The organism is Acidovorax sp. Root217 (assembly GCF_001428645.1).
GTDB lineage: Bacteria > Pseudomonadota > Gammaproteobacteria > Burkholderiales > Burkholderiaceae_C > Acidovorax.
Window position 1 is genome coordinate 306776 of the sequence record NZ_LMIH01000016.1, and the last position, 23072, is coordinate 329847.

Here is a 23072-nt window from a genome sequence, read left to right on the forward strand (position 1 = left end):
ACCCGCTCAGGGCGGCACCTCGGCACCGGGCACCTGCCCCCCTGCGGGCGGCGGCACGCCGACCGGCGGGGGCATGGCAGGCGACAGCGGTGGCAGCACCATCTGCTCGGCCGGCGGCGCAGGTCCGCGCTGCGGCGACGCATCGGGCAGGGGTTGCAGGTCCGGCTCGCGGATCACCGGTGGCAGGGTGCCTGGGGGCAGCGGTGGCGGGTAGCCACCGGGCTGACTGGGCTGACCGGGCGCATCGCGGCCGAACAGGTCCATCACCCAGTTGCGCATACCGGCCATGGCATTGCCCACGGCGCTGGGGTCTTGCTCGTCGATGAAGCGGTCCTTGCCGTCGAGCACCTGCGAGCGGAAGGACTGCTGCACGAAGTCGCCCACCATGGGCAGCGCGCTGTGGGCGCCCTGCCCCCAGTAGTCACTGCGCAGGGTCACGCGCCCGTCGTTGAAGCCCACCCAGGCGCCGGCCACCACGCGCGGGTGCATGAGGATGAACCAGCCATCGGTGTTGTCCTGCGTGGTGCCGGTCTTGCCCGCCACGTCCCCCTGGATGCCATAGCGCGTGCGGATGGCGCGGCCCGTGCCCTTGTCGATCACGCCGCGCATGGTGGCGCGCAGCGTCTGCGCCACGCCCACGGGCAGCACCTTCTCGGCCGCGGGCGGGGTGAAGGTCTGCAGCACCTTGCCATGGCGGTCCTCGATGCGCGTGATGAGCACCGGCGACACGTAGCGCCCGGCATTGGCGATGGTGCCGTAGGCCGAAACCATCTCGCGCAGGGTGACCGGGCTGGTACCGAGCGCCAGCGAGGGCACGAGTTCGAGCTTGCTCTCGCGCACGCCCATGGCGCGCGCCAGCTCGGCCACGTGGGCGGGGCCGACCTTGTGCATGAGCTGGGCCGTGATGGTGTTCTTGGACAGGGCCAGGCCGTCGGCCAGGGTCATGGGTTCGTCGCTCGGCGGGCCGCCATCGGTGGGGCGCCAGACCTGGCCGCCGCCCAGGGGGATTTCCACGGCCTCGTCCATCAGCGTGTCGGTGGGCAGCGCGCCCTGCTCGAAGGCCGCGCCATAGACGAAGGGCTTGAAGGTGGAGCCCGGCTGGCGCCGTGCCTGCTGCACGTGGTCGAACGGGTCCTGGCCGAAATCGCGGCTGCCCACCCAGGCCAGCACGTGGCCGGTGACCGGGTCCATGGCCATGAAACCGGCCTGCACGCGGGTCTTGTTCTGTCGCAGGGTGCGCATGAAGGCGGTATCGGCCACCAGGGTCTTGAGCGCCTCCTCAGGAGTGGCGCCCTGCTCCACCGCCGTGCGGTACTCGGGCGTGTCGCGCACGAAGTCCTGCACCAGGTCGGACTGCGGGTTCCACGCGCTGCGCTGGGCCCAGGCGGTGTCGGCAATGCCCTGCAGCTGCTTGCCCTGGCGCGCCACGGCCTGGTTGGCGAAGGCCTGCAGGCGCGAGTCGATGGTGGTGTGCACCAGCAGGCCATCGGCATGCAGGCTGTAGCCGTTGGCATCGGCCCAGGCGATCAGGGTCTTGCGCAGCTGCTGGGCAAAGTGCGGGGCCAGGCCCGTGGCCTCGCTCTGGCGCTCGAAATCGACGCGCAGGGGGCGTTTTTGCAGGGTGTCGAACTGGGCCTTGTCGAGCTTGTCGCGCTTGACCATCTGCGCCAGCACGGTGTTGCGCCGCGCCTGGGCGCGCTCGGGGTTCATCACCGGGTTGTAGTAGGCCGTGCCCTTGAGCATGCCGATCAGCGTGGCGCTCTCCAGCAGGTTGAGCTTGTCAGCCGACTTGTCGAAATAGGTGCGCGCCGCCATCTCGATGCCGTAGGCGTTGTACAGAAACGGCACGGTGTTGAGGTAGGTCTCCAGGATCTCGTCCTTGGAGTAGGACATCTCGATCTTGATCGCGGTGATGGCCTCCTTGAGCTTGCGCGTCAAGGTGCGCGAGCGCCCGATCTCCTCGGGGAACAGGTTGCGCGCCAACTGCTGGGTGATGGTGGAGCCGCCCTGCGGATCCCCGCGCAGCGTGTGCACCACCGACGAGGCGGTGCGCCGCCAGTCCATGCCCCAGTGCTCGTAGAAGCGGTGGTCTTCGGTGGCGATGAGCGCATTGATCACGTGCGGGGCGATGCGGTTGAGCGCCACCCACTCGCGGTTCGCCCACCGGTATTCAGACAGCACCTTGCCGTCGGCCGAGATCAGTTGCGCGGGCCGCTCGGTCTTGGCCTTGGTGATGTCGCTGATGGAGGGAGTGAACGGGATCAGCGCCACGGTGAACAGCACCAGGGCCAACGGCAGCGCCAGGATGGCCAGCAGCCACTTGCGGCGTGAGGAGCCCTTTGCATAGGCCACCACGCGACGCAGGCCGGCGGCCAGGCGCGCGCCCAGGTTGGTGAAAAGGGGCGGCATCACGCTGCGGGCCCGCCGGCCAGCAGCGCCAGCATGCCCGCCTCGTCGAGCACGGGCACGCCCAGCTCCTCGGCTTTGGCCAGCTTGCTGCCGGCCTCTTCGCCGGCCACCACATAGCTGGTCTTCTTGCTCACCGAGCCCGAGACCTTGGCGCCTGCGGCCTCGAGCATGTCCTTGGCGGCATCGCGGCTCAGGGTGGGCAAGGTGCCGGTGAGCACGATGGTCTTGCCGGCCAGTACCTGGGGCACCTTTTCGCCCCTGGCCTGCTCCGGCCACTTCACGCCGCAGGCAATCAGTTGCTCCACCACTTCGCGGTTGTGCGCCTGCTGGAAGAAGGTGTGAAAGCTTTGCGCCACGATGGGGCCCACGTCGGGCACTTCGAGCAGTTGCTCCACCGTGGCGGCGGTCTCGGCCGTGGCGCCGATCATGGCGTCCAGCGTGCCGAAGTGCTTGGCCAGGTCCCGGGCGGTGGATTCGCCCACGTGCCGGATACCGAGGCCGAACAGAAAGCGGGGCAGCGTGGTCTGCTTGGATTTTTCGAGCGCGACCAGCACGTTCTGCGCCGATTTCTCGGCCATGCGCTCCAGCGCCACCAGCGAGGTGAGCCCCAGGCGGTACAGGTCGGGCAGCGTGCGGATCACGTTGGCCTCGACCAGTTGGTCCACCAGCTTGTCGCCCAGGCCCTCGATGTCCATGGCGCGGCGTGCGGCAAAGTGCAGGATGGCCTCTTTGCGCTGGGCGGCGCAGAACAGGCCGCCGGTGCAGCGGTGGTTGGCCTCGCCGGGCTCGCGCACCACGTCGCTGCCGCACACGGGGCACTGGCGCGGCATGCGGAAGTTGGGCACATAGGCCGGGCGCTGGCCAGGCATGACGCCCACCACCTCCGGGATCACGTCGCCCGCGCGGCGCACGATCACCGTGTCGCCCACGCGCACCTGCTTCTTGCGGATCTCGAACAGGTTGTGCAGCGTGGCATTGGTCACCGTGACCCCGCCGACGAACACCGGCGCCAGGCGTGCCACGGGGGTCAGCTTGCCGGTGCGACCGACCTGGATGTCGATGCCCTCCACGCGCGTGGCCATCTCCTGCGCGGGGTACTTGTGGGCCACGGCCCAGCGCGGCTCGCGCGTCTTGAAGCCCAGGTCGCGCTGCAGGTCAAGGCGGTTGACCTTGTAGACCACGCCATCGATGTCGTAGGGCAACTGGTCGCGCGAAGCGCCCACCTGCTGGTGAAAGGCTACGAGCTCGGCCGCGCCCTTGGCGATCTGCACCTGGGCCGCCACCGGGAAGCCCCAGGACTTGAGCGTCTGCAGCATCTCGTAATGCGTGGCGAATGCCTGGCCACCCTCGTTCACGGGCGTGGTGGCGCCCAGGCCGTAGGCAAAGAAGCTCAGCGGCCGCTGCGCGGAGATGCCCGAATCGAGCTGGCGCACCGCGCCCGCAGCGGCATTGCGCGGGTTCACGAAGGTCTTGCCGCCCTGCTCGCGCTGGCGCTCGTTCAGGGCGTCGAAATCGGCGCGGCGCATGTACACCTCGCCGCGCACTTCGAGCAGCGGCGGCACGCCGGCCGGCAGGATCAAAGGGATCTGGCGGATGCGGCGGATGTTGTGCGTCACGTCCTCGCCCACCTCGCCGTCGCCGCGCGTGGCGGCCTGCACCAGGCGGCCACCCTGGTAGCGCAGGCTCATGGCCAAGCCGTCGAACTTGGGCTCGGCCACGTACTCGATGGCAGGGTCGGACTCGGCCAGGCCGAGCTCGCGGCGCACGCGCGCATCGAAGGCCTGGGCGCCCGTGGCCTCGGTATCGGTCTCGGTGTGGATGCTGAGCATGGGCACGGCATGGCGCACCGGGGCCAGGCCATCCGCCACGCCACCGATCACGCGCTGCGTGGGCGAATCGGGGGTGATGAGGTCGGGGTTGGCCTCCTCCAGGGCCTGCAGCTCACGGAACACCCGGTCGTACTCGGCATCGGGCACCGTGGGCTCGTCGAGTACGTAGTACTGGTGGGCCCAGCGATTGAGCTGGTCGCGCAGCGCGTCGACGGCCTCGGCCGGTTGCAGGGACAGCGCACTGGCTGCGGAGGGATTGGAATCAGTCACCACGGATGGCACCCAGGAAAGTAGGAGGCTCCTGCACGGTTACAGGAATGGCGGCAGGCATGGCGCGCAGCAGAAAGTCGATGACTCGGGCGTCGAGGCGCCCAAACCCCGGGCGCACCTCGATGGGCTCGCCCGCATGGCGCTCGAACACATAGCTGCGCAGGCCAGGCGTGCCTTTGACCACGAGCGCCCGGATGTCCGCCAGCGGCACCTGCACGTGGCCCGGGCGCACATTCTGGGGCATGCTCAGGTAGATCCCTGCGCCATCGATGCGCACCAGCGGCTGCCCCATGGGTCCGAACTTGCGCCGTGCGCGCCAAGCCAAGGCCACCGGTGCAATGACGAAGCCCAGATACCCCAGGATGAAATAATTGGTCCGGCCTGCCAGGGATGCCCTGAGGAACATGCCCACGATGACCAGAAAGCCGATCACGGGCAAGCCGTAGTCGATGAAACGGTTCGAGGGGCGAAACAGCCCCTGGGGCATTTCCACCACCTGCGGAAACAGCACGTGCCACCAGCGCATGGGATCTCCTTTCGGCCCGGGATGCCCGGCCACTCAGCTGAACAGGCGCCGCGCCAGCACCGAGCCGGCCGACAGCTCGCGCCCGTCGAGCTGGTCGTACAGCAGCTCCAGGTCGGCCGCGATCGGGTCCATGGCCATGGCGGGCAGCGGGTGGCCGTTCTGGTCGCAGAGCACGCCGTCCATGGCCTCGCACAGCGCGGCGGCCACTTCGCGCAGGCGCGTGAACGGCTGTTCGCCGCGATGCACCTGGGAGACATCCAGGCTCAGGGTCACGTCGCGGATGGCGGACTGGTCCGGGTCATCGGCCAGTGCGGCCTGCGTGTCGTAGCCCAGGGTGAGCAGCGGCGGCAGGCCCGGGCTGCCAGTGGGCAGCACCAGGCGGCCTGGCATGGCAGCGGACACGAAGCCCAGGCGCGCGGCGTTCTGGTGGATGTAGCCGGGGCTCCAGGCGGCCTGGCGTGCGCGCAGCATGAAGGCCAGTTGCGCATCGTGGTCGCTGGCGAACTGGTCGAGCTCGCGGGCACGGGCCACTTCCTGCAGCATGTCGGGAAAGTCGGGGGCGGCGTTCACCGCATCGGCAAAGGCCTGGGCCTTGACCACGAATTCGGAGTATTCGATCTCGTTGAGCGCGCCCATGCGGTTGGCCAGCTGCACGCCAGCCTGGAAGCTCTGGTAGCGCTGGCCAGGCGACGGCGTCTCCCACTGCTGGGTGGCTTCGTTGTAGCCTTCGATGGCAAATGGCTTGCTGCCCGCGCGGCGGGTGGGCGGCATGGCGGCCAGCGCGGCATCGCCTGAAACGATGAGCTCAGGCTGCAAGGTGGCGATCACGTCGATCAGCGGGTCGAGCCCCGGCCGGCGCTCCAGCGACATCGGCGGCACCGGCATCTGCAGCGCATCGAGCACGTCCACCGTGTGCACCGAGGGGTCGGGTCCGCGGTCCAGGCTGTCCAGTTCCGCCGCCGTGAGCTGGGTGGCACCGGCATCGAAACCGGGCTCCTGGCGCAGCGCCGGGTCGGCCCCGTCCTCGGGCTCCTCGGGCGAGGCGCGCCGCGGCGCGTTGCGGTGCGACGTCCAGGCGTTGTAGGCCACGATGAGGGCCAGCACCAGGCCGCCGATGATCGCCAGACTCAGTTGCAATGTGCTCATAGATCTCGGTCCGGTCCGTGCCCGGCGGGAAGGCTGCGGAAGCTTGTCTTGGTCATCATGTCATGCATCGGCCATCGAAAGTGCCGACTCCATGTCGACCGCCACGATGCGCGAGACGCCCTGCTCCTGCATGGTCACGCCGATCAGTTGCTCGGCCATTTCCATGGCGATCTTGTTGTGGCTGATGAACAGGAACTGCGTGCTCTTGCTCATGCTGGAGACCAGCTTGGCATAGCGCTCGGTGTTGGCGTCGTCCAGCGGCGCGTCCACCTCGTCCAGCAGGCAGAACGGTGCGGGGTTGAGCTGGAAGATGGCGAACACCAGCGCAATCGCCGTGAGCGCCTTCTCGCCACCCGACAGCAGGTGGATGGTCTGGTTCTTCTTGCCGGGTGGCTGCGCCATCACCTGCACGCCGGAGTCAAGGATTTCGTCGCCGGTGATGATGAGCCGGGCCTGGCCGCCACCGAACAGCTCGGGGAACATGCGCCCGAAATGGCCGTTGACGGTGTCGAAGGTGCCCGAGAGCAGCTGGCGCGTTTCGCCGTCGATCTTGCGGATCGCGTCCTCCAGCGTGTTCATGGCCTCGGTCAGGTCGGCCGTCTGCGCATCCAGGAAGATCTTGCGCTCGCTGGCCAGCTTGAGCTCGTCCAGCGCCGCCAGGTTCACCGCGCCCAGGGCCGCGATCTCGCGGTGCAGGCGGTCGATTTCGCCCTGCAGGCCAGAGACGCGCACGTTGCCGTCGGCGATCGACTGGGCCACGGCCTCCAGGTCGGCCTGGGCATCGGCGAGCAAGGTGGTGTACTGCTCCAGGCCCAGGCGCGCGGCCTGCTCCTTGAGCTGGAATTCGGTGATGCGCGCGCGCAGCGGATCGAGCGCGCGCTCGAGCTGCATGCGCCGCTCGTCGCTGGCGCGCAGCTTGGCGGTCAGGTCGTCGTACTCGCCGCGTTGGGCAGACAGGGCCTTCTCGCGCTCCATCTTCACGTCCAGCGCAGCCTGCAGGCCGCCCTGGGCGGCCGCGTCGGACAGGCGGGCCAGTTCGTCGCGGGCGCGCTGCTGCTCGTCGGTGAGTGAGGCGGCCTGCTGGTTCGCCGTCTCGATGGAGCGGTTGAGTTCGCCGCGGCGTGCCTCCAGGCTGCGCTGCGAGAAGGTGGCCTCCTGCGCCTGGCGCTCCAGCGTGCGCTGCTGCTCGCGGCAGGCGGCCAGCTTGCGCTCGGCCTCGATCACGCGGTCGCCCAGCTGCGCCTCGCGCTCCTGGCTGTCGGCCAGCTGCATGTCCAGCTCTTCAAAGCGGGCTTCGGCCGCCACGCGGCGCTCTTGCAGGTCAGCCAATTGCGCCTCGATCTCGGCGATGTCGGCGCCGATCTGTGCGCTGCGCGCACGTGTCTGCTCGGCCAGTTGGGTCAGGCGCAGGGTCTCCACCTGCAGCTCGTGGGCCCGGCTCTGGGCCTCGGTGGCCTCGCGGCGGGCGCCCACCAGGCGCTGCGAGGCGTCGGCATAGGCGGCCTCGGCGCGGACCAGCGCGGTGCGCGACTCCTCGGCGATCAGTGCCTGGGCGCGCAGTTCCTTCTCCAGATGCTCGATCTCCTGTGCGCGCGCCAGCATGCCCGACTGCTCGGAGTCCTGCGCATAGAAGCTCACGCTGTGCGCGCTGACGGCATGGCCCGAGGGCACGAACACCACCTCGCCCGGTAACAGCGTGCTGCGGCGGTTCAGCGCTTCATCGAGCGTGGGGGCGGTATAGCAGCCCTGCAGCCAGTCGACCAGCACGGCGCGCAGGCCGGCATCGCTCAGGCGCAGCAGGTCGGACAGGCGCGCATGCGGCGAAGCGGCTTCGGGCGTGCCGGCGGAAGGCATGCTGTAGAACGCCAGGCGCGCCGGGGGCGCATCGGTGCCGCCCGAGCCCAGGAAGCCGCGCACCATGTCCAGGCGCCCGACTTCGAGTGCGGCCAGGCGCTCGCGCAGCGCGGCTTCAAGCGCGTTTTCCCAGCCCGGTTCGATGTGGATGCGGCTCCACAGGCCTTGCAGGCTATCGAGCCCGTGCTTGGCCAGCCAGGGGCGCAGCTTGCCATCGGTCTTGACCTTTTCCTGCAGGGCCTTCAAGGCTTCCATGCGGGCCGAGAGATCGGCCTGGCGCGCGCTTTCGCTGTTCACGGCCTGCTGGCGGGCGCGGCGGTCGTCGTCCAGCTGCGGCACGGCCTCCTGCAGCTCGGCCAGGCGGGCCTCGGTGGTCTCGGCCAGTTCCTGGGCCTCGTCCAGTTGCTCCTGCAGGTTGGCCAGGCGCGCCTCGTCGGGCGCGGCCAGGGCATTGCGGTCGGCGCGCAGGCGCTCGTAGCGGCCATCGAACTGGCGGCTTTGCTCGTCGATGCTGCGCTGCTCGGCGGCCAGCACGCCGATCTGCTGCTGCACCTGGACCACGCTGGCGCGCTGCTCGGAGGTGCGGCTTTGCGCCTGGCGCAGGGCGTCTTCGAGGTCGGGCAGCTGCATGGCCTGCTCTTCCACCTGGGCGGCCAGCAGCTCGGCGCGCTCCTCGGCGTCCACACCGGCACCGGCGAGGTTTTCGAGCTCGATGTCGGCCTCTTCCTTGCGCGCGGACCACTGGGCGATCTGCTCGGCCAGGGTTACCAGGCGCTGCTCCACGCGCAGGCGGCCTTCCACCACGTAGCGGATCTCGGCCTCCAGGCGACCGACTTCGGCCGTGGCCTCGTAGAGCTTGCCCTGGGCCTGGTTGACGTGGTCCCCCGCAGCATAGTGCGCCTGGCGGATGGTCTCGAGGTCGGACTCGACGGCGCGCAGGTCGGCCATGCGCGATTCGAGGTCGTTCACGGCCTGCAGGCCATCCAGGCGCACCTTGGCCTGGTCGGCCTCGGCATCGGCGCGCTTCAAGAACCACTGCTGGTGCTGCTTGAGCGTGGCGTCGGCGTTCAGCGCGTTGTATTTGGCGGCCACCTCGGCCTGCTTTTCGAGCTTTTCGAGGTTGGCGTTGAGCTCGCGCAGGATGTCTTCCACCCGCGTGAGGTTCTCGCGCGTGTCCGAGAGGCGGTTTTCCGTCTCGCGGCGGCGCTCTTTGTACTTGGAGACGCCGGCAGCCTCTTCGAGGAACAGGCGCAGCTCTTCGGGGCGCGACTCGATGATGCGGCTGATGGTGCCCTGGCCGATGATGGCGTAGGCGCGCGGCCCCAGGCCCGTGCCCAGAAACACGTCCTGCACGTCGCGCCGGCGCACGGGCTGGTTGTTCAGGTAGTAGCTGCTGGTGCCGTCGCGCGTGAGCACGCGGCGCACCGCCACCTCGCCGTACTGGCCCCACTGGCCACCGGCGCGGTGGTCGGAGTTGTCGAACACCAGCTCCACGCTGGCGCGGCTGGCCTGCTTGCGCGTGGTGGTGCCGCTGAAGATCACGTCCTGCATGGACTCGCCGCGCAGCTCGCTGGCCTTGCTCTCGCCCAGCACCCAGCGCACCGCATCCATGATGTTGGACTTGCCGCAGCCGTTGGGGCCCACCACGCCCACGAGTTGCCCCGGCAGCATGAAGTTGGTGGGCTCAGCGAAGGACTTGAAGCCGGAAAGCTTGATGGAGGTGAGACGCACGTGTCAGGGGGCGGGCAAAAATGGGAGTGGCGCAAGGGGGCGCACAGGCGCCAGACGGAAAAATACCGGCAAATATAGTGCGGGATGATACCGCGCCGCCTGCCGGCTCCCGCGCCAGGGAGCCCCCTCGAAGGCAATCCCCCTGCATCCATCGGCAATATTTAACAAATACCAACTCCATCGCTTGCCTGCCAAGCGCTGGCAGCTATCAATTTTGAACCACTTCCCAGGCGGGTTTCACTGCACCACGCGCACCTGGTTGCGCCCCTGCGATTTGGCGTCGAAGAGTGCCTGGTCGGCGCGCGCGATGGCCTGCGCCAGGTGCTGCATCGCAAGCACCTCACAGGCGCCGATGGAGACGCTCAGTGGCTCAGGCTCGGTGACCCCCTCCACCCCGCGGCGCAGCTTCTCGGCGACCTTGAGGGCGTCGGCCAGCGGGGTCTGGGGCAGGCAGACCAGGAATTCCTCACCGCCCCAGCGGATGATCTCGTCGCCCCGGCGCAGGGCATCCCGCAGCACCCGGGCCACGGCCTGCAGCGCCGCGTCGCCCGCATCATGGCCGAAACGGTCGTTGATGCTCTTGAAGTGGTCCAGGTCCAGCATCAGGATGGACGAGGCCGGCTCGAACAGCGAGGTGCGGTACAGCCGCCGGTCGATCAGGTCCAGGGCGTGCCGGTTGAGCAGGCCGGTGAGCGCATCGTGGTAGGCCGCGCGTTCCAGCTCAACACGCTCGGCGGCCACCGTCATGAGCGAGCCGAACAGCTCGGCCAGCCCCGAGAAGAGCCCCACCCCTAGGTCGTCGAAGTAGCCATCGCGGTCTGCATACAGCACGAACATGCCGCTGTAGCCATTGAAGGTGGAGCGGATCGGCAGTGCCAACACGTGGCGGATGCCATGCTCGCGCGCGGCCTCGCGCCACGGGCCGTACAGCGAATACTGCGACACCGTGAAGGCCTGCGCAGGCTTGCCGTCCAGGGTGGAGAAGGCCGGGCCGATCTGCGTGAGCAGGTTGCGCTCGATGTGCAGTGCCTCGGCATATGCGACCGCCGGGCCGGCGAACACCTGGGGGCGGATGGATTGCGTGTCCGAAGGGCCGAACCAGGTCCAGGCCAGGCGGATATGGGGCGTGACCTCGACGATCGCCTGGCAGATGCCGCGGATGATCTCCAGCTCGCCCCGCCCGAGGATCAGCTTGGCAGAACTCTTGAGCAGCATTTCGGCAATGGCCGACTTCTCGCGCTGGGCATCGAACGCCTCGGGAGGTGGCTGGGCCTGGCGCGGCGATCGCCTCGTATTGAATAGCATGGCGCGGGTCAGACGGTGCGAAGGGCTTGTGCAACCGGTGGCAAGCTCATGCCAGGGGCAGGCCCGGGGCGTTGTGCCGGCGCACCAGTTCCTCGAACTCGGCCACCTGCAAAGGAGGGCTGAGCAGATAACCCTGCCAGGCATGGCAGTTGTTGCGCGCCAGGAACTCGCGCTGGGCCTCGGTTTCCACGCCTTCGGCGATCACGCGCAGGCCCAGGCTGGTGCCCAGCGCCACCACGGTGCGGGCGATGGCCGCGTCGTTGGGATCGGTGAGCACGTCGCGCACGAAGCTCTGGTCGATCTTGAGCTGGTCCAGCGGCAGGCGCTTGAGGTAGGACAGTGACGAGTACCCGGTGCCGAAATCGTCCAGCGAAAAACCGACCCCATAGGCCTTGAGCTGGCCCATCTTGGCGATGGTGTCTTCCACGTCCGAGAGCAGCAGGCCCTCGGTCATCTCCAGCTTGAGGCGGTTGCCGTCGGCGCCAGCACCCGCCAGCGCGGCCAGCACCTGGGCCACGAAGCCGCTCTGGTGGAACTGCCGCGGGCTCACGTTCACGGCCAGGCCCAGGCCCGCCAGGGCGGGTTCATGTGCCCAGCGGGCCAGCCGCTGGCAGGCCACCTGCAGCACCCATTCGCCCAGCGGCAGGATCAAGCCGTTCTCCTCGGCCAGCGGAATGAACTGTGCCGGCGAGACGAAGCCGTCGCGCGGGTGGCGCCAGCGCAGCAGCGCCTCGGCACCGGTGATGCGGCCCTGGTCGATCTGCGCCTGGTAGTACAGCTCGAACTGGCCCTGGGCCATGCCCACGCGCATGTCCAGCTCCATGGCCGCGCGGGCGCTCACGGCGGCCTGCATCTGCGGGTCGTAAAAGCGCAGCGTGTCGCGCCCTGCCGACTTGGCCTGGTACATGGCCAGGTCGGCGCGGCGCAGCAGCTCGTCCACCGTCTCGCGCACGCCGCTGAACAGGGTCACGCCCATGCTCAGCGAGCTGTGGTGCGCCTCGGCGCCAATGGCGTAAGGTTCACGCAGCACGGCCAGAATGCGCTGGCCGGCCTCCTCGCAGCGTGCGGCGGCCTCCTCGGGCGTGGCGCCCAGGTCTTCGAGCAGCACCACGAATTCGTCGCCGCCCTGGCGCGCCACGGTGTCGTCCTCGTGCACGCAGGCGCGCAGGCGGTTGGCCACCTGCAGCAGCAAGGTGTCGCCCTTGTCGTGGCCCTGGGTCTCGTTCAGGGTCTTGAAGTTGTCGAGGTCGAGCAGCAGCAGCGCGCCGTGGCTCTGGTGGCGCGCGCTGGTGGCCAATGCCTGCTGCAGCCGGTCGATGAGCAGGCGGCGGTTGGGCAACTGCGTCAGCGGGTCATAGTAGGCCAGGTTCTTGATTTCATGCTCGGCCGCCTTGCGCTGGCTCAGGTCTTGCAGGGTGACGAGGTGGTCGTCCCCGATGCGCACGCCGGCCACCTCCACCGGGCGCACCACGCCGTCGCGGCACAGGAAGTGGTATTCGGCGGCGGCGATGATGCCGTCGCTGTCGTCCGCGCGCTGGCGCTCCTCGCGCCAGGCATTGCGCATCACCTCGCGCTCCTCGGGGTCGGGGTAGGTCTTTTGCCACCACACGTCCACATTGGGCACGTCCTGGGCGGTATAGCCGCAGATCTGCAGGAAGCGCTCGTTGCGAAACGAGATGGTGCCGTCCTTTTGCACCAGGCACAGCCCCATGGGCAGGCGCTGCAGAATGCCGCGCAGGTGCGCCTCGTTGCCGCGCAGCGTGTGCTCCATGCGCTTGCGCTCGCTGATGTCCTGCACCACGGCCATGTGGAAGTCGGGTTCAGTGCCCGGCGTCCACATGGGCGAAACCGTCAGGTCCACCCAGATCTCGGAGCCGTTCTTGTGGAAGTACCGCTTTTCCATGCGGAACTCGTGGATCTCGCCGGACTTGAGGCGCTCCATCTGGGCCAGATCGAGCGCCAGGTCCCCGGGCTGGCTGATGGCCCGGAAATCGAGCGCACGCATCTCCGGCACCGAGTAGCCCAGGATGTCGCAGTATTTCTGGTTGATGCGCACGAAGCGCCCGCTTTGGGTATCGATCTGCGCCACGCCCACGGCGGCCTGATTGAACAGGGCGCGAAAGCGGTCTTCACTTTCGCGCCGGGCCTCGTCAGACACCTGCGCACGCGCCAGGGCCTGCGTGCGCTGGCGCGCCAGCAGCGTGACCAGTGCCGCCAGCAGCAACGACACCAGGGCCCCCGAAGCCCCTGCCGCCCAGGGCAGGCTGCGCTCGGAGAGCGACAGCAGTGACTGCGTGGGCATGAAGCGCAGGCGCCAGCGCCGGTCGTGCACCAGGATATCGCGCTCATAGGGCACCGAGCCCGGCAAGGCCTCTGCGGTGGGCGGCAGCAGCACGCGCACCGTGGTGTCGGTGGCACCGGGGCGGGAGGGCCCCTGGTCGGTGATGGAGACCGCTATGCCGTTGAGCAGGCCCTCGCCGCGCATGAAGCGCACCAGGTCATAGACCCGGATGGTGGCGGCCACGGCCCCGATGAACACCTGCGGCTTGAGATCGGTCACACCCGAACGGTCGAACACTGGCACGCGGATCACGAAGGCCGTGCGGTGCGTCTGCTCCTGCACCAGGTCGAACGGGGCCGAGGCCACGGTGTGCCCGCTGTCGCGGCTGTACTGCATGGCCGCCAGGTTGGTGGGCTGGGCACTGATGTCGAGGCCCAGCACGGCCTCGTTGCCCTTCATGGGCCACAGGTACTCGGCCACGAAGTACTCGGGGCGCTCGCCGGGCGGGCGGATCGAAAACTCGGGATAGCCGGCGGGGTTGATCGAGGTGTCGCCCCGCACACGGGCTTCGTAGTCGGCTTTCTCGGCCAGCGCCACCCGGCGTGTGAACGACAGGTTGCGCACGCCGGGGTAGCGCTCGGAGATGTCGAGCTCGCTGGCCACCTGTTCGAACTCGGCCCGCGTGAGCTTTGGATTGGCAGAAAACAGTCCGCGCAGGCCATGCACGATTTCGGTGTGCGTAGCGATGCGCTGGACCAGCGCGTCGGTGAACAGCCGTGTCTCCTGCGTGAGGCGCGCCTTGGCCACGGCATCGGTGGCATCGGCCTGCTGCCGCGCCAGTCCAAAGCTCAGCAGCAAGCCGGCCGCAGCCACGCCCAGGCCAGGCAACCAATGCCGGTAGAAGCCGTTGAGGGGTAGCAAAGCCATTCAGAGCAGGGAGTCAGCGAAAGCCAGACAGGGTTGCACACGGCGTGCCGGGGCACTGCCGCAACAGCCCCCGAGGATAGCGGGATTCGGCCCCTCATCCGGCATGCAAGGGTCCACATCTTGTAACAACGCCGCTGTTTTTGCCGTACCGTTTATGCAACACCAAGGGCGGGTTTTTTTGTCGCCCCAAGGCTCACCCACCGACCACCGGGTAGGGCGCAAAACGGCTTCGATTCTCATTCACATCCAGCGCCCGGCCGATGGGCGGAAACGCGCGCTGCGGGCAGGCCTCGCGCTCGCAGACCTTGCAGCCCATGCCGATGGGCACGGCCGCCTCGGGGTCGGCCAGGTTCAGGCCGCGCGAGTACACGAGCTGCGCGGCATGGCGCACGTCGCAGCCCAGCGCCACCGAGAACTCCTTGCCCGGCGCGCCCCAGCCCCCTGCCCCGCCACCGCCGCGCGTGACGGTGCGAGCCACCCACAGATAGGCCCGGCCGTCGGGCATGCGTGCCAGTTGCGGCACGATGCGCCCGGGCTGGGCAAAGGCCTCGTACACGTTCCACAGCGGGCAGGTGCCGCCGATCTTGCTGAAGTGAAAATGCGTGGCCGACTGGCGCTTAGAAATGTTGCCCGCCCGGTCCACGCGGACGAAGAAGAAGGGCACGCCGCGCGCGCTGGGCCGCTGCAGGGTGGACAGGCGGTGGCACACCGTCTCGAAGCCCACGCCGAACAGGTGGCCCAGCCGGTCGATGTCGTAGCGCACCGCCTCGGCTGCGCGCAGGAAGGCGGTGTAGGGCAGCAGCAAGGCGCCCGCGAAGTAGTTGGCCAGGCCGATGCGTGCCAGTGCCCGCGCCTGGTCGCCCGACAGGCCAGCCCCGTCGGCCAGGCGACGCAGTTCGGGGCCCATCTCCAGGAAGGCCAGTTGCGTTGCCATCTGGAAGGCGCGCTGCCCGGCTTCGAGCCCCCGGGCCAGTTGCAGCACCCCGCTGCCGGGGTCATAGTGGCGCTGCGCCCCGCCCGGCAGCTCTGCCGCCATGGCCACATGCACGCCATGGGCAGCCTGCAGGCGGCGCGCCAGCCCCTCGTCGGCCCGGCCGGGCTGCAGCGCCCAGTCGGCCGCCAGCCGCTCGGCCGCGTCGTCGAGCTCGGCGATGTGGTTGTGGCGGGCAAAGAAGAAGTCGCGCACCTCCTCGTAGGCCATGGGCTGATGGCTGGCGCTTGCCAGCGCTCCACTGCGCCCGTCGCCCCACTGGGCGCCCAGGGCATCGAGCCGCTCCAGCGCCTGGCGGTGGCGCTGGTGCAGGGCCAGCAGGGTGCGCGCCACGGCAGGCATGCCCGAGGCCAGTTCGCGGATCTCGGCCAGGGACACGGCCTGGCCTTCCATGCCCGGCTCGGAGGGCGTGTCCGCCAGCACCTCGCGCAAGCCGGTGATCAGGCGCGCCTCGTCGTCGTCGGAAAAGCGCTGCACGTCCACGCCGAACACGGCATTGATCTTGAGCAGCACCGGCACGGTGAGCGGCCGCTGGTTCTGCTCGAGCTGGTTGAGGTAGCTGGCCGACAGGTCGAGCGCGCGCGCCAATGCGATCTGAGTCATGCCGCGCTCTTCGCGCAGGCGGCGCAGACGCACGCCCATGAAGGTCTTCTTCATCGCGCGACCACCTCTGAGCCACTCATTCGCAAGATTCGCAATTCATCCATTTTTTCTTCGCAATCATTCGCCAATTCAGCCCTGTACGCGGGATAGGAGCTTGCGTACATTGCGAATCATGCAACAAACCAGCGCCCTGCACCAGCCCATGCATTTCACGGAAATGGTGTTTCCCGGCCGCACCAACCACTACGGCACGCTGTTCGGCGGCCAGGCCCTGCTGCTGATGGGCCAGGCGGCCTTCGTCACGGCCAGCCGCCATGCGCGCTGCGCCGTGGTGATGGCGCGCTGCAGCGACGTGCAGTTCATGGTGCCCGTGCCCCAGGGCCAGGCGCTGCGGCTGACCGCAGAAGTCGTGCGCACCGGCAACAGCTCCATGACCGTGGAGGTCAGCGGCAGCGCCGAGAACCTGCACACCGGCCACCAGCAGCCCGCGCTGCGCGGCGCCTTCGAGATGGTGGCAGTGGACTGCGATGGCAGGCCTCGGCGCATCTGACCCATTGCCATCTTTCCCTACCGATCTATCCAACAACAGGAGACTGCCAGCATGAGCGACACCCTCGCCACCGGCTTCAAGCCCAAAAAATCCGTCGCCCTCTCGGGCGTGACCGCTGGCAACACGGCGTTGTGCACCGTGGGCCGCACGGGCAACGACCTGCACTACCGCGGCTACGACATCCTGGACATCGCCGATGTCTGCGAGTTCGAGGAAATCGCCCACCTGCTCGTGCACGGCAAGCTGCCCACCACGGCAGAGCTGCGCGCCTACAAGGGGCGCCTGAAGGCCCTGCGCGGCCTGCCGGCCAACGTGAAGGAGGCGCTGGAGCAGCTGCCCGCCAGCAGCCACCCCATGGACGTGATGCGCACGGGCGTATCGGCCCTGGGCTGCGTGCTGCCCGAGAAGGACGGGCACCACACGCCCGGCGCACGCGACATCGCCGACCGGCTGATGGCATCGCTCGGCTCCATGCTGCTGTACTGGTACCACTGGTCCACCCAGGGCAAGCGCATCGGGGTGGAGACGGACGACGACTCCATCGGCGCGCATTTCCTGCACCTGCTGCATGGCAAGAAACCATCGGCCGCGTGGGAGCGCGCCATGCACACCTCGCTGAACCTGTATGCGGAGCATGAGTTCAACGCCTCCACCTTCACCGCGCGCGTGGTGGCCGGCACAGGCAGCGACATGTACTCGTGCATCACCGGCGCCATCGGCGCGCTGCGCGGGCCCAAGCATGGCGGCGCCAACGAGGTGGCCTTCGAGATCCAGAAGCGCTACGACAACGCCGACGAAGCCGAGGCCGACATCCGCCGCCGCGTGGAGGCCAAGGAGGTGGTGATCGGATTTGGCCACCCGGTCTACACCGTGAGCGACCCGCGCAACGAGGTCATCAAGCGCGTGGCGCGCCAGCTGTCGCAGGACGCGGGCAGCACCAAGATGTTCGACATCGCGGAGCGGCTTGAGTCGGTGATGTGGGAGGCCAAGCAGATGTTCCCCAACCTCGACTGGTTCAGCGCCGTGAGCTACCACATGATGGGCGTGCCCACGGCCATGTTCACACCGCTGTTCGTCATTGCGCGCACCAGCGGCTGGGCGGCGCACATCATCGAGCAGCGCATCGACAACAAGATCATCCGCCCGAGCGCCCACTACACCGGGCCCGAAGACCTGGCCTTCGTGCCCATCAACGAGCGCAAGTAGATTCCACAGGAAGCGAACCGCCCTACCCCACGTCCATGAACACCAATTACCGCAAGAACCTGCCCGGCACTGCGCTGGACTATTTCGACGCCCGCGAAGCGGTCGACGCCCTGGAGCCCGGCGCCTGGGCGCACCTGCCCTACACCTCGCGCGTGCATGCCGAGAACCTGGTGCGCCGCTCTGACCCTGCCACCCTGGAAGCATCGCTGCGCCAGCTGATCGAGCGCCGGCGCGACCTGGACTTTCCGTGGTTTCCGGCGCGCGTGGTGTGCCACGACATCCTGGGCCAGACGGCGCTGGTGGACCTGGCCGGCCTGCGCGATGCGATTGCCGACAGAGGTGGCGACCCGGCCCAAGTGAACCCGGTGGTGCCCACCCAGCTCATCGTGGACCATTCGCTGGCCGTGGAGTTTGGCGGCGACGACCCCGAGGCCTTTGCCAAGAACCGCGCCATCGAGGACCGGCGCAACGAGGACCGCTTCCACTTCATCGAGTGGACGAAGAAGGCGTTCAAGAACGTCGAGGTGATCCCGCCGGGCAACGGCATCATGCACCAGATCAACCTTGAGCGGATGTCGCCGGTGGTACATGCCCAGGGTGGCGTGGCCTACCCCGACACGCTGGTGGGCACCGACAGCCACACCCCGCACGTGGATGCACTTGGCGTCATCGCCATCGGCGTGGGCGGGCTCGAGGCCGAGAGCGTGATGCTGGGCCGTGCCTCCTGGATGCGCCTGCCCGACATCATCGGTGTGGAACTGACCGGCCGGCCGCAGCCCGGCATCACCGCCACCGACACCGTGCTGGCCCTCACCGAGTTCCTGCGCCAGCAGAAGGTGGTGGGCGCCTACCTGGAGTTCTTCGGCGCCGGCGCCTCGGCGCTGACCCTGGGCGACCGGGCCACCATCTCCAACATGACGCCCGAGTTCGGCGCCACGGCGGCGATGTTCTACATCGACGAGCAGACCATCGCCTACCTGCGCCTCACGGGCCGTGAAGCGGAGCAGGTGCGGCTGGTAGAGACCTATGCCAAGGCAACCGGCCTGTGGGCCGATGCCCTGGCCACGGCCGAGTACGAGCGCGTGCTGTCGTTCGACCTGTCCCGCGTGGTGCGCAGCATGGCCGGGCCCTCCAACCCGCACAAGCGCCTGCCCACCAGCGACCTGGCGGCACGCGGCATTGCCGCGCCGTGGACCGAGCCGCCCGGCCAGATGCCCGACGGCGCGGTCATCATCGCTGCCATCACCAGCTGCACCAACACCAGCAACCCGCGCAACGTGATCGCCGCCGGCTTGCTGGCGCGCAATGCCAATGCCCGGGGCCTGGTGCGCAAGCCCTGGGTCAAGTCGTCCCTGGCGCCCGGCTCCAAGGCCGTGCAGCTGTACCTGGAGGACGCCGGGCTGCTGGCCGAGCTGGAGCAACTCGGCTTCGGCATCGTGGCCTTTGCCTGCACCACCTGCAACGGCATGTCGGGCGCGCTGGCCCCGGCGATCCAGCAGGAGATCATCGAGCGCGACCTGTACGCCACGGCCGTGCTCTCGGGCAACCGCAATTTCGACGGGCGCATCCACCCCTATGCAAAACAGGCTTTCCTCGCATCGCCGCCGCTGGTGGTGGCCTATGCGATCGCGGGCACGGTGCGCTTCGACATCGAAAAGGACGTGCTCGGCACGGACGCCGAGGGCCGCCCCGTCACGCTCGAGGACATCTGGCCCGGCGACGAAGAGATCGACGCCATCGTGGCGCAAAGCGTCAAGCCCGAGCACTTCCGCCGCGTGTACGAGCCCATGTTCCGCCTGCAGGCGGCCAGCGGCGAGCCCGTGAGCCCGCTGTACGACTGGCGGCCACAGAGCACCTACATCCGCCGCCCGCCCTACTGGGAAGGCGCCCTGGCCGGCGAGCGCACCTTGCGGGGAATGCGCCCGCTGGCCGTGCTGCCCGACAACATCACCACCGACCATCTCTCGCCCTCCAACGCCATCCTGATGGACAGCGCCGCCGGCGAGTACCTGCACCGCATGGGCCTGCCCGAGGAGGATTTCAACTCCTACGCCACGCACCGCGGCGACCACCTCACGACCCAGCGCGCGACCTTTGCCAACCCGCAGCTGGTCAACGAGATGGCTGTGGTGGACGGCCGGGTGAAGAAGGGATCCTTCACCCGCATCGAGCCCGAGGGCCAGGTGGTGCGCATGTGGGAGGGCATCGAGACCTACATGCAGCGCGGCCAGCCGCTGATCATCATCGCCGGGGCCGACTACGGCCAGGGCTCGTCGCGCGACTGGGCGGCCAAGGGCGTGCGCCTGGCGGGGGTGGAGGCAATCGCGGCCGAAGGCTTCGAGCGCATCCACCGCACCAACCTGATCGGCATGGGCGTGCTGCCGCTGGAGTTCAAGCCCGGCACCAACCGCCTGACCCTCGGCCTCGATGGCACGGAGACGTACGATGTGGTGGGCGAACGCCGCCCGCGCGCCAACCTCGTGCTGGTGGTGCGGCGCAAGGGCGGCGAGCGCATCGATGTGCCGATGACCTGCCGCCTGGACACCGCCGAGGAAGCCTCGATCTACGAGGCCGGCGGCGTGCTGCAGCGGTTTGCACAAGACTTTCTTGCTTCCACCTCCCAGCCACCGGTTGCCTGACATGCCCCACCCACCCCAGATCAAGATCCCCGCCACCTATATGCGCGGCGGCACCAGCAAGGGCGTGTTCTTTCGCCTGCAAGACCTGCCTGCCGCAGCCCAGGCACCGGGCACCGCACGCGACGCCCTGCTGCTGCGCGTGGCCGGCAGCCCCGACCCCTATGGCAAGCAGACCGACGGCATGGGCGGCGCCACGTCGAGCACCAGCAAGGTGGTGATCCTCGCACCCACAACCCGGCCCGGCCACGACGTGGACTACCTCTTCGGCCAGGTGGCCATCGACTCGGCCTTTGTCGACTGGAGCGGCAACTGCGGCAACCTGTCGGCCGCCGTGGGGCCGTTCGCCATCGCCAACGGCCTGGTGGATGCCGCCCGTGTGCCGCACAACGGCATCGCCACGGTGCGCATCTGGCAGGCCAACATCGGCAAGACCATCGTCGCCCACGTGCCCATCACCGGCGGGGCCGTGCAGGAGACCGGCGATTTCGAGCTCGATGGCGTCGCCTTCCCCGCAGCCGAGGTGCAGCTCGAATTCATGGACCCGGCGGCCAACGAGGACGGTGCGGGCGGCGCCATGTTCCCCACCGGCAATGTGGTGGACGAGCTCGCCGTGCCGGGCGTGGGCACGATGCGCGCCACCCTGATCAACGCCGGCATCCCCACCATCTTCGTCCATGCCGCCGACATTGGCTGCACCGGCACCGAGCTGCAGGATGCGATCAACAGCGACCCCGCCGCGCTCGCGCGCTTCGAGGCCATCCGCGCCCACGGCGCCGTGCGCATGGGGCTGATCGCCACGGTGGACGACGCCGCCCGGCGCCAGCACACGCCCAAGGTGGCCTTCGTCGCGCCGCCGGCCGGCTACACCGCATCGAGCGGCAAGGCCGTGGCCGCCGCCGATGTGGACCTGCTGGTGCGCGCCCTGTCCATGGGCAAGCTGCACCACGCCATGATGGGCACGGCGGCCGTGGCCATCGCCACCGCTGCGGCCGTCCCCGGCACGCTGGTGAATCGGGCCGCCGGTGGCGGGCAGCGCAGCGCCGTGCGCTTTGGCCACCCCTCGGGCACGCTGCGCGTGGGCGCCGAAGCCACCCGGCAATCCAACGGCGAGTGGACGGTGACCAAGGCCCTGATGGGCCGCAGCGCCCGCGTGCTCATGAGCGGCTGGGTGCATGTCCCTGGCGACGCCTTCTGACGCCCTTCGCAGAACAACCTGACTCCCATCCATCCATGTCCACCCGCAAGACCCTCAAAGCCCTGGCCGAATCGCGCCGCGGCATCCTCGTTCCCGGCGCCTTCAACGCCCTGTCGGCCCGCGTGGTGGCCGACCTGGGCTTCGAAGCCCTCTACGTCACCGGCGCCGGGGTGACGAATATGTGGTTCGGCCTGCCGGACCAAGCCTTCATGGGCCTGACCGACATTGCCGACCACACGGCGCGCATCCGCGACGCGGTGGAGCTGCCGCTGATCGTGGACGCTGACACCGGCTTCGGCAACGCGCTCAACACCTACCACGCGGTGCGCACGCTGGAGCGCGCGGGCGCCGACTGCATCCAGCTCGAAGACCAGGTCAGCCCCAAGCGCTGCGGGCATTTCAACGGCAAGGAGGTGATCAGTACCGACGAGATGCTGGGCAAGATCCGTGCGGCCGTGGATGCCCGCCGCGACCCCGACACCCTCATCCTGGCCCGCACCGACGCCTGCGCCACCCAGGGCTTCGAAGCCGCCGTGGAGCGTGCCCAGCGCTTCGGCGAGGCCGGCGCCGACATTTTGTTCGTAGAGGCCGTGACCACGGCCGAAGAGATCCGCGCCCTGCCCCGGCGCCTGGCCAGCAAGCCCCAGCTCATGAACATGGTGATCGGCGGCAAAACGCCCATCTTCAGCGCCGAGGAACTGGCCGACCTGGGCTATGGCATCGTGCTGTATGCCAATGCCGCGCTGCAGGGCGCGGTGGCCGGCATGCAGAAGGCGCTGACGGTGCTGCGCGACACGAAGCGCATCGACGAGGACCCGGCCTTGGTGGCGCCGTTTGCGGAGCGGCAGCGGCTGGTGAAGAAGAGCGAGTGGGATGCGCTGGAGCAGACGTACAGGTGATCGGGGAGACCGCAGACAGGCCTCAGGCCTGCACGTAAGCGTCCATGATCCGTTGCTCTGCGGGCTGCCTTGCAATGTGCAGGAGCACCGTTTGCGCCAACGGCACGGAATCAAAAAGCACCAACTGCTTGCAGTAGGCAAAAACCTCGTCGAGCGTTTGATTTTCGTGCCAGGACGTCATGACGAATCGGTCTTCCGGAATATCCCCAAACTTGAATTCTTCCAGCAAGGTCCAGTCCACCACGTCATCCCACAGGTCGCAACGCTCGCCCCAGGCCAGCATGCAAAGGCAACCTGAACGCACGAGCCAGGAGCTTGCAAGCGCCCGCCATGCGGGAGCCACATCCACCTCGGCAATCACCACCACCCGGCTTGGTAAGAAGTTGGAGACCAGCGGCAGTTGACCACCCGGTAAAAGGTGCAGGTAGTGCACTGTCGCGAGAGTCTTGGGCTCAACACCCATCATTTTCCGAGACCCATCGAAACACCGTCAAATGCGGCGAGGTTCTGAATTCGGGCATGGCATCTCCCAGGTGCAAATGGTCATAGGCCGCGCCCATTCGGTCCATTTCATCTGCAGCCGACAGGAAGAATGCGGCGATATCGCGCAACTCCTGCGGGCTGGCCTCCAATGTCACCTCTGCCAATTCAGCGGACGCACCGGCATCCTGCGGGCCTTCCTTTGGGTATCCGTGAAGCTTCATGGAAGCA

Annotated in this window: 15 protein-coding genes; 5 read left to right on the top strand and 10 right to left on the bottom strand. The window is 68.5% G+C overall.

The window, feature by feature from the left end:
• Positions 1 to 6 precede the first annotated feature (6 nt).
• The 8 genes from ASE31_RS18270 to ASE31_RS18305 form a co-directional block, all read right to left on the bottom strand.
• Positions 7 to 2409, bottom strand: coding sequence for a penicillin-binding protein 1A (locus ASE31_RS18270; RefSeq protein WP_057203228.1), 2403 nt, complete (start codon positions 2407 to 2409; stop codon positions 7 to 9).
• Entirely contained in the window at positions 2409 to 4508 is a 2100-nt protein-coding gene (ligA, locus tag ASE31_RS18275) for an NAD-dependent DNA ligase LigA (RefSeq protein ID WP_057203282.1), read from the bottom strand. Before ligA ends, ASE31_RS18270 begins: the two co-directional genes overlap by 1 nt.
• Positions 4501 to 5034, bottom strand: coding sequence for a hypothetical protein (locus ASE31_RS18280; protein ID WP_057203229.1), 534 nt, complete (start codon positions 5032 to 5034; stop codon positions 4501 to 4503). Before ASE31_RS18280 ends, ligA begins: the two co-directional genes overlap by 8 nt.
• Before the next feature lie 33 nt (positions 5035 to 5067).
• Positions 5068 to 6180: a hypothetical protein gene (locus tag ASE31_RS18285; protein ID WP_057203230.1), complete on the bottom strand. Its 1113-nt coding sequence runs from the start codon at positions 6178 to 6180 to the stop codon at positions 5068 to 5070.
• A gap of 60 nt (positions 6181 to 6240) precedes the next feature.
• A complete protein-coding gene (smc, locus tag ASE31_RS18290) occupies positions 6241 to 9765 on the bottom strand; it encodes a chromosome segregation protein SMC (RefSeq protein WP_057203231.1) in 3525 nt (1174 codons plus the stop codon).
• Between the two features lie 237 nt (positions 9766 to 10002).
• Positions 10003 to 11070, bottom strand: coding sequence for a diguanylate cyclase (locus tag ASE31_RS18295; RefSeq protein WP_057203232.1), 1068 nt, complete (start codon positions 11068 to 11070; stop codon positions 10003 to 10005).
• Positions 11071 to 11116: 46 nt separating this feature from the next.
• Positions 11117 to 14278, bottom strand: coding sequence for an EAL domain-containing protein (locus ASE31_RS18300; RefSeq protein WP_057203233.1), 3162 nt, complete (start codon positions 14276 to 14278; stop codon positions 11117 to 11119).
• 193 nt (positions 14279 to 14471) lie between these two features.
• Complete coding sequence (locus ASE31_RS18305; protein WP_057203234.1) at positions 14472 to 15926, bottom strand: short-chain fatty acyl-CoA regulator family protein; 1455 nt, start codon at positions 15924 to 15926, stop codon at positions 14472 to 14474.
• 118 nt (positions 15927 to 16044) lie between these two features.
• Between ASE31_RS18305 and ASE31_RS18310 the strand changes: the two genes are divergently transcribed.
• From ASE31_RS18310 to ASE31_RS18330, 5 genes are read left to right on the top strand one after another with little or no spacing between them, the layout of a single operon-like run.
• Positions 16045 to 16422, top strand: coding sequence for an acyl-CoA thioesterase (locus ASE31_RS18310; protein ID WP_235514595.1), 378 nt, complete (start codon positions 16045 to 16047; stop codon positions 16420 to 16422).
• 51 nt (positions 16423 to 16473) lie between these two features.
• Positions 16474 to 17628 (top strand): 2-methylcitrate synthase, encoded by a 1155-nt coding sequence (gene prpC / locus ASE31_RS18315; RefSeq protein ID WP_057203235.1) that lies wholly within the window; start codon positions 16474 to 16476, stop codon positions 17626 to 17628.
• A gap of 35 nt (positions 17629 to 17663) precedes the next feature.
• Entirely contained in the window at positions 17664 to 20267 is a 2604-nt protein-coding gene (acnD, locus tag ASE31_RS18320; protein WP_057203236.1) for a Fe/S-dependent 2-methylisocitrate dehydratase AcnD, read from the top strand.
• A gap of 1 nt (position 20268) precedes the next feature.
• A complete protein-coding gene (gene prpF, locus ASE31_RS18325; RefSeq protein WP_057203237.1) occupies positions 20269 to 21462 on the top strand; it encodes a 2-methylaconitate cis-trans isomerase PrpF in 1194 nt (397 codons plus the stop codon).
• A gap of 35 nt (positions 21463 to 21497) precedes the next feature.
• Positions 21498 to 22361, top strand: a complete 864-nt coding sequence (locus tag ASE31_RS18330; RefSeq protein WP_057203238.1) for an oxaloacetate decarboxylase — start codon at positions 21498 to 21500, stop codon at positions 22359 to 22361.
• 22 nt (positions 22362 to 22383) lie between these two features.
• On the opposite strand, the gene ASE31_RS31745 is transcribed toward ASE31_RS18330, so the two are convergent.
• Together ASE31_RS31745 and ASE31_RS18340 are read right to left on the bottom strand one after the other, a co-directional pair.
• Positions 22384 to 22824, bottom strand: coding sequence for a hypothetical protein (locus tag ASE31_RS31745; protein WP_157412545.1), 441 nt, complete (start codon positions 22822 to 22824; stop codon positions 22384 to 22386).
• Positions 22814 to 23065 carry a hypothetical protein gene (locus ASE31_RS18340; RefSeq protein WP_057203240.1) on the bottom strand — a complete coding sequence of 84 codons (252 nt, stop codon included), beginning with the start codon at positions 23063 to 23065 and terminating at the stop codon, positions 22814 to 22816. Before ASE31_RS18340 ends, ASE31_RS31745 begins: the two co-directional genes overlap by 11 nt.
• Positions 23066 to 23072: the final 7 nt, after the last annotated feature.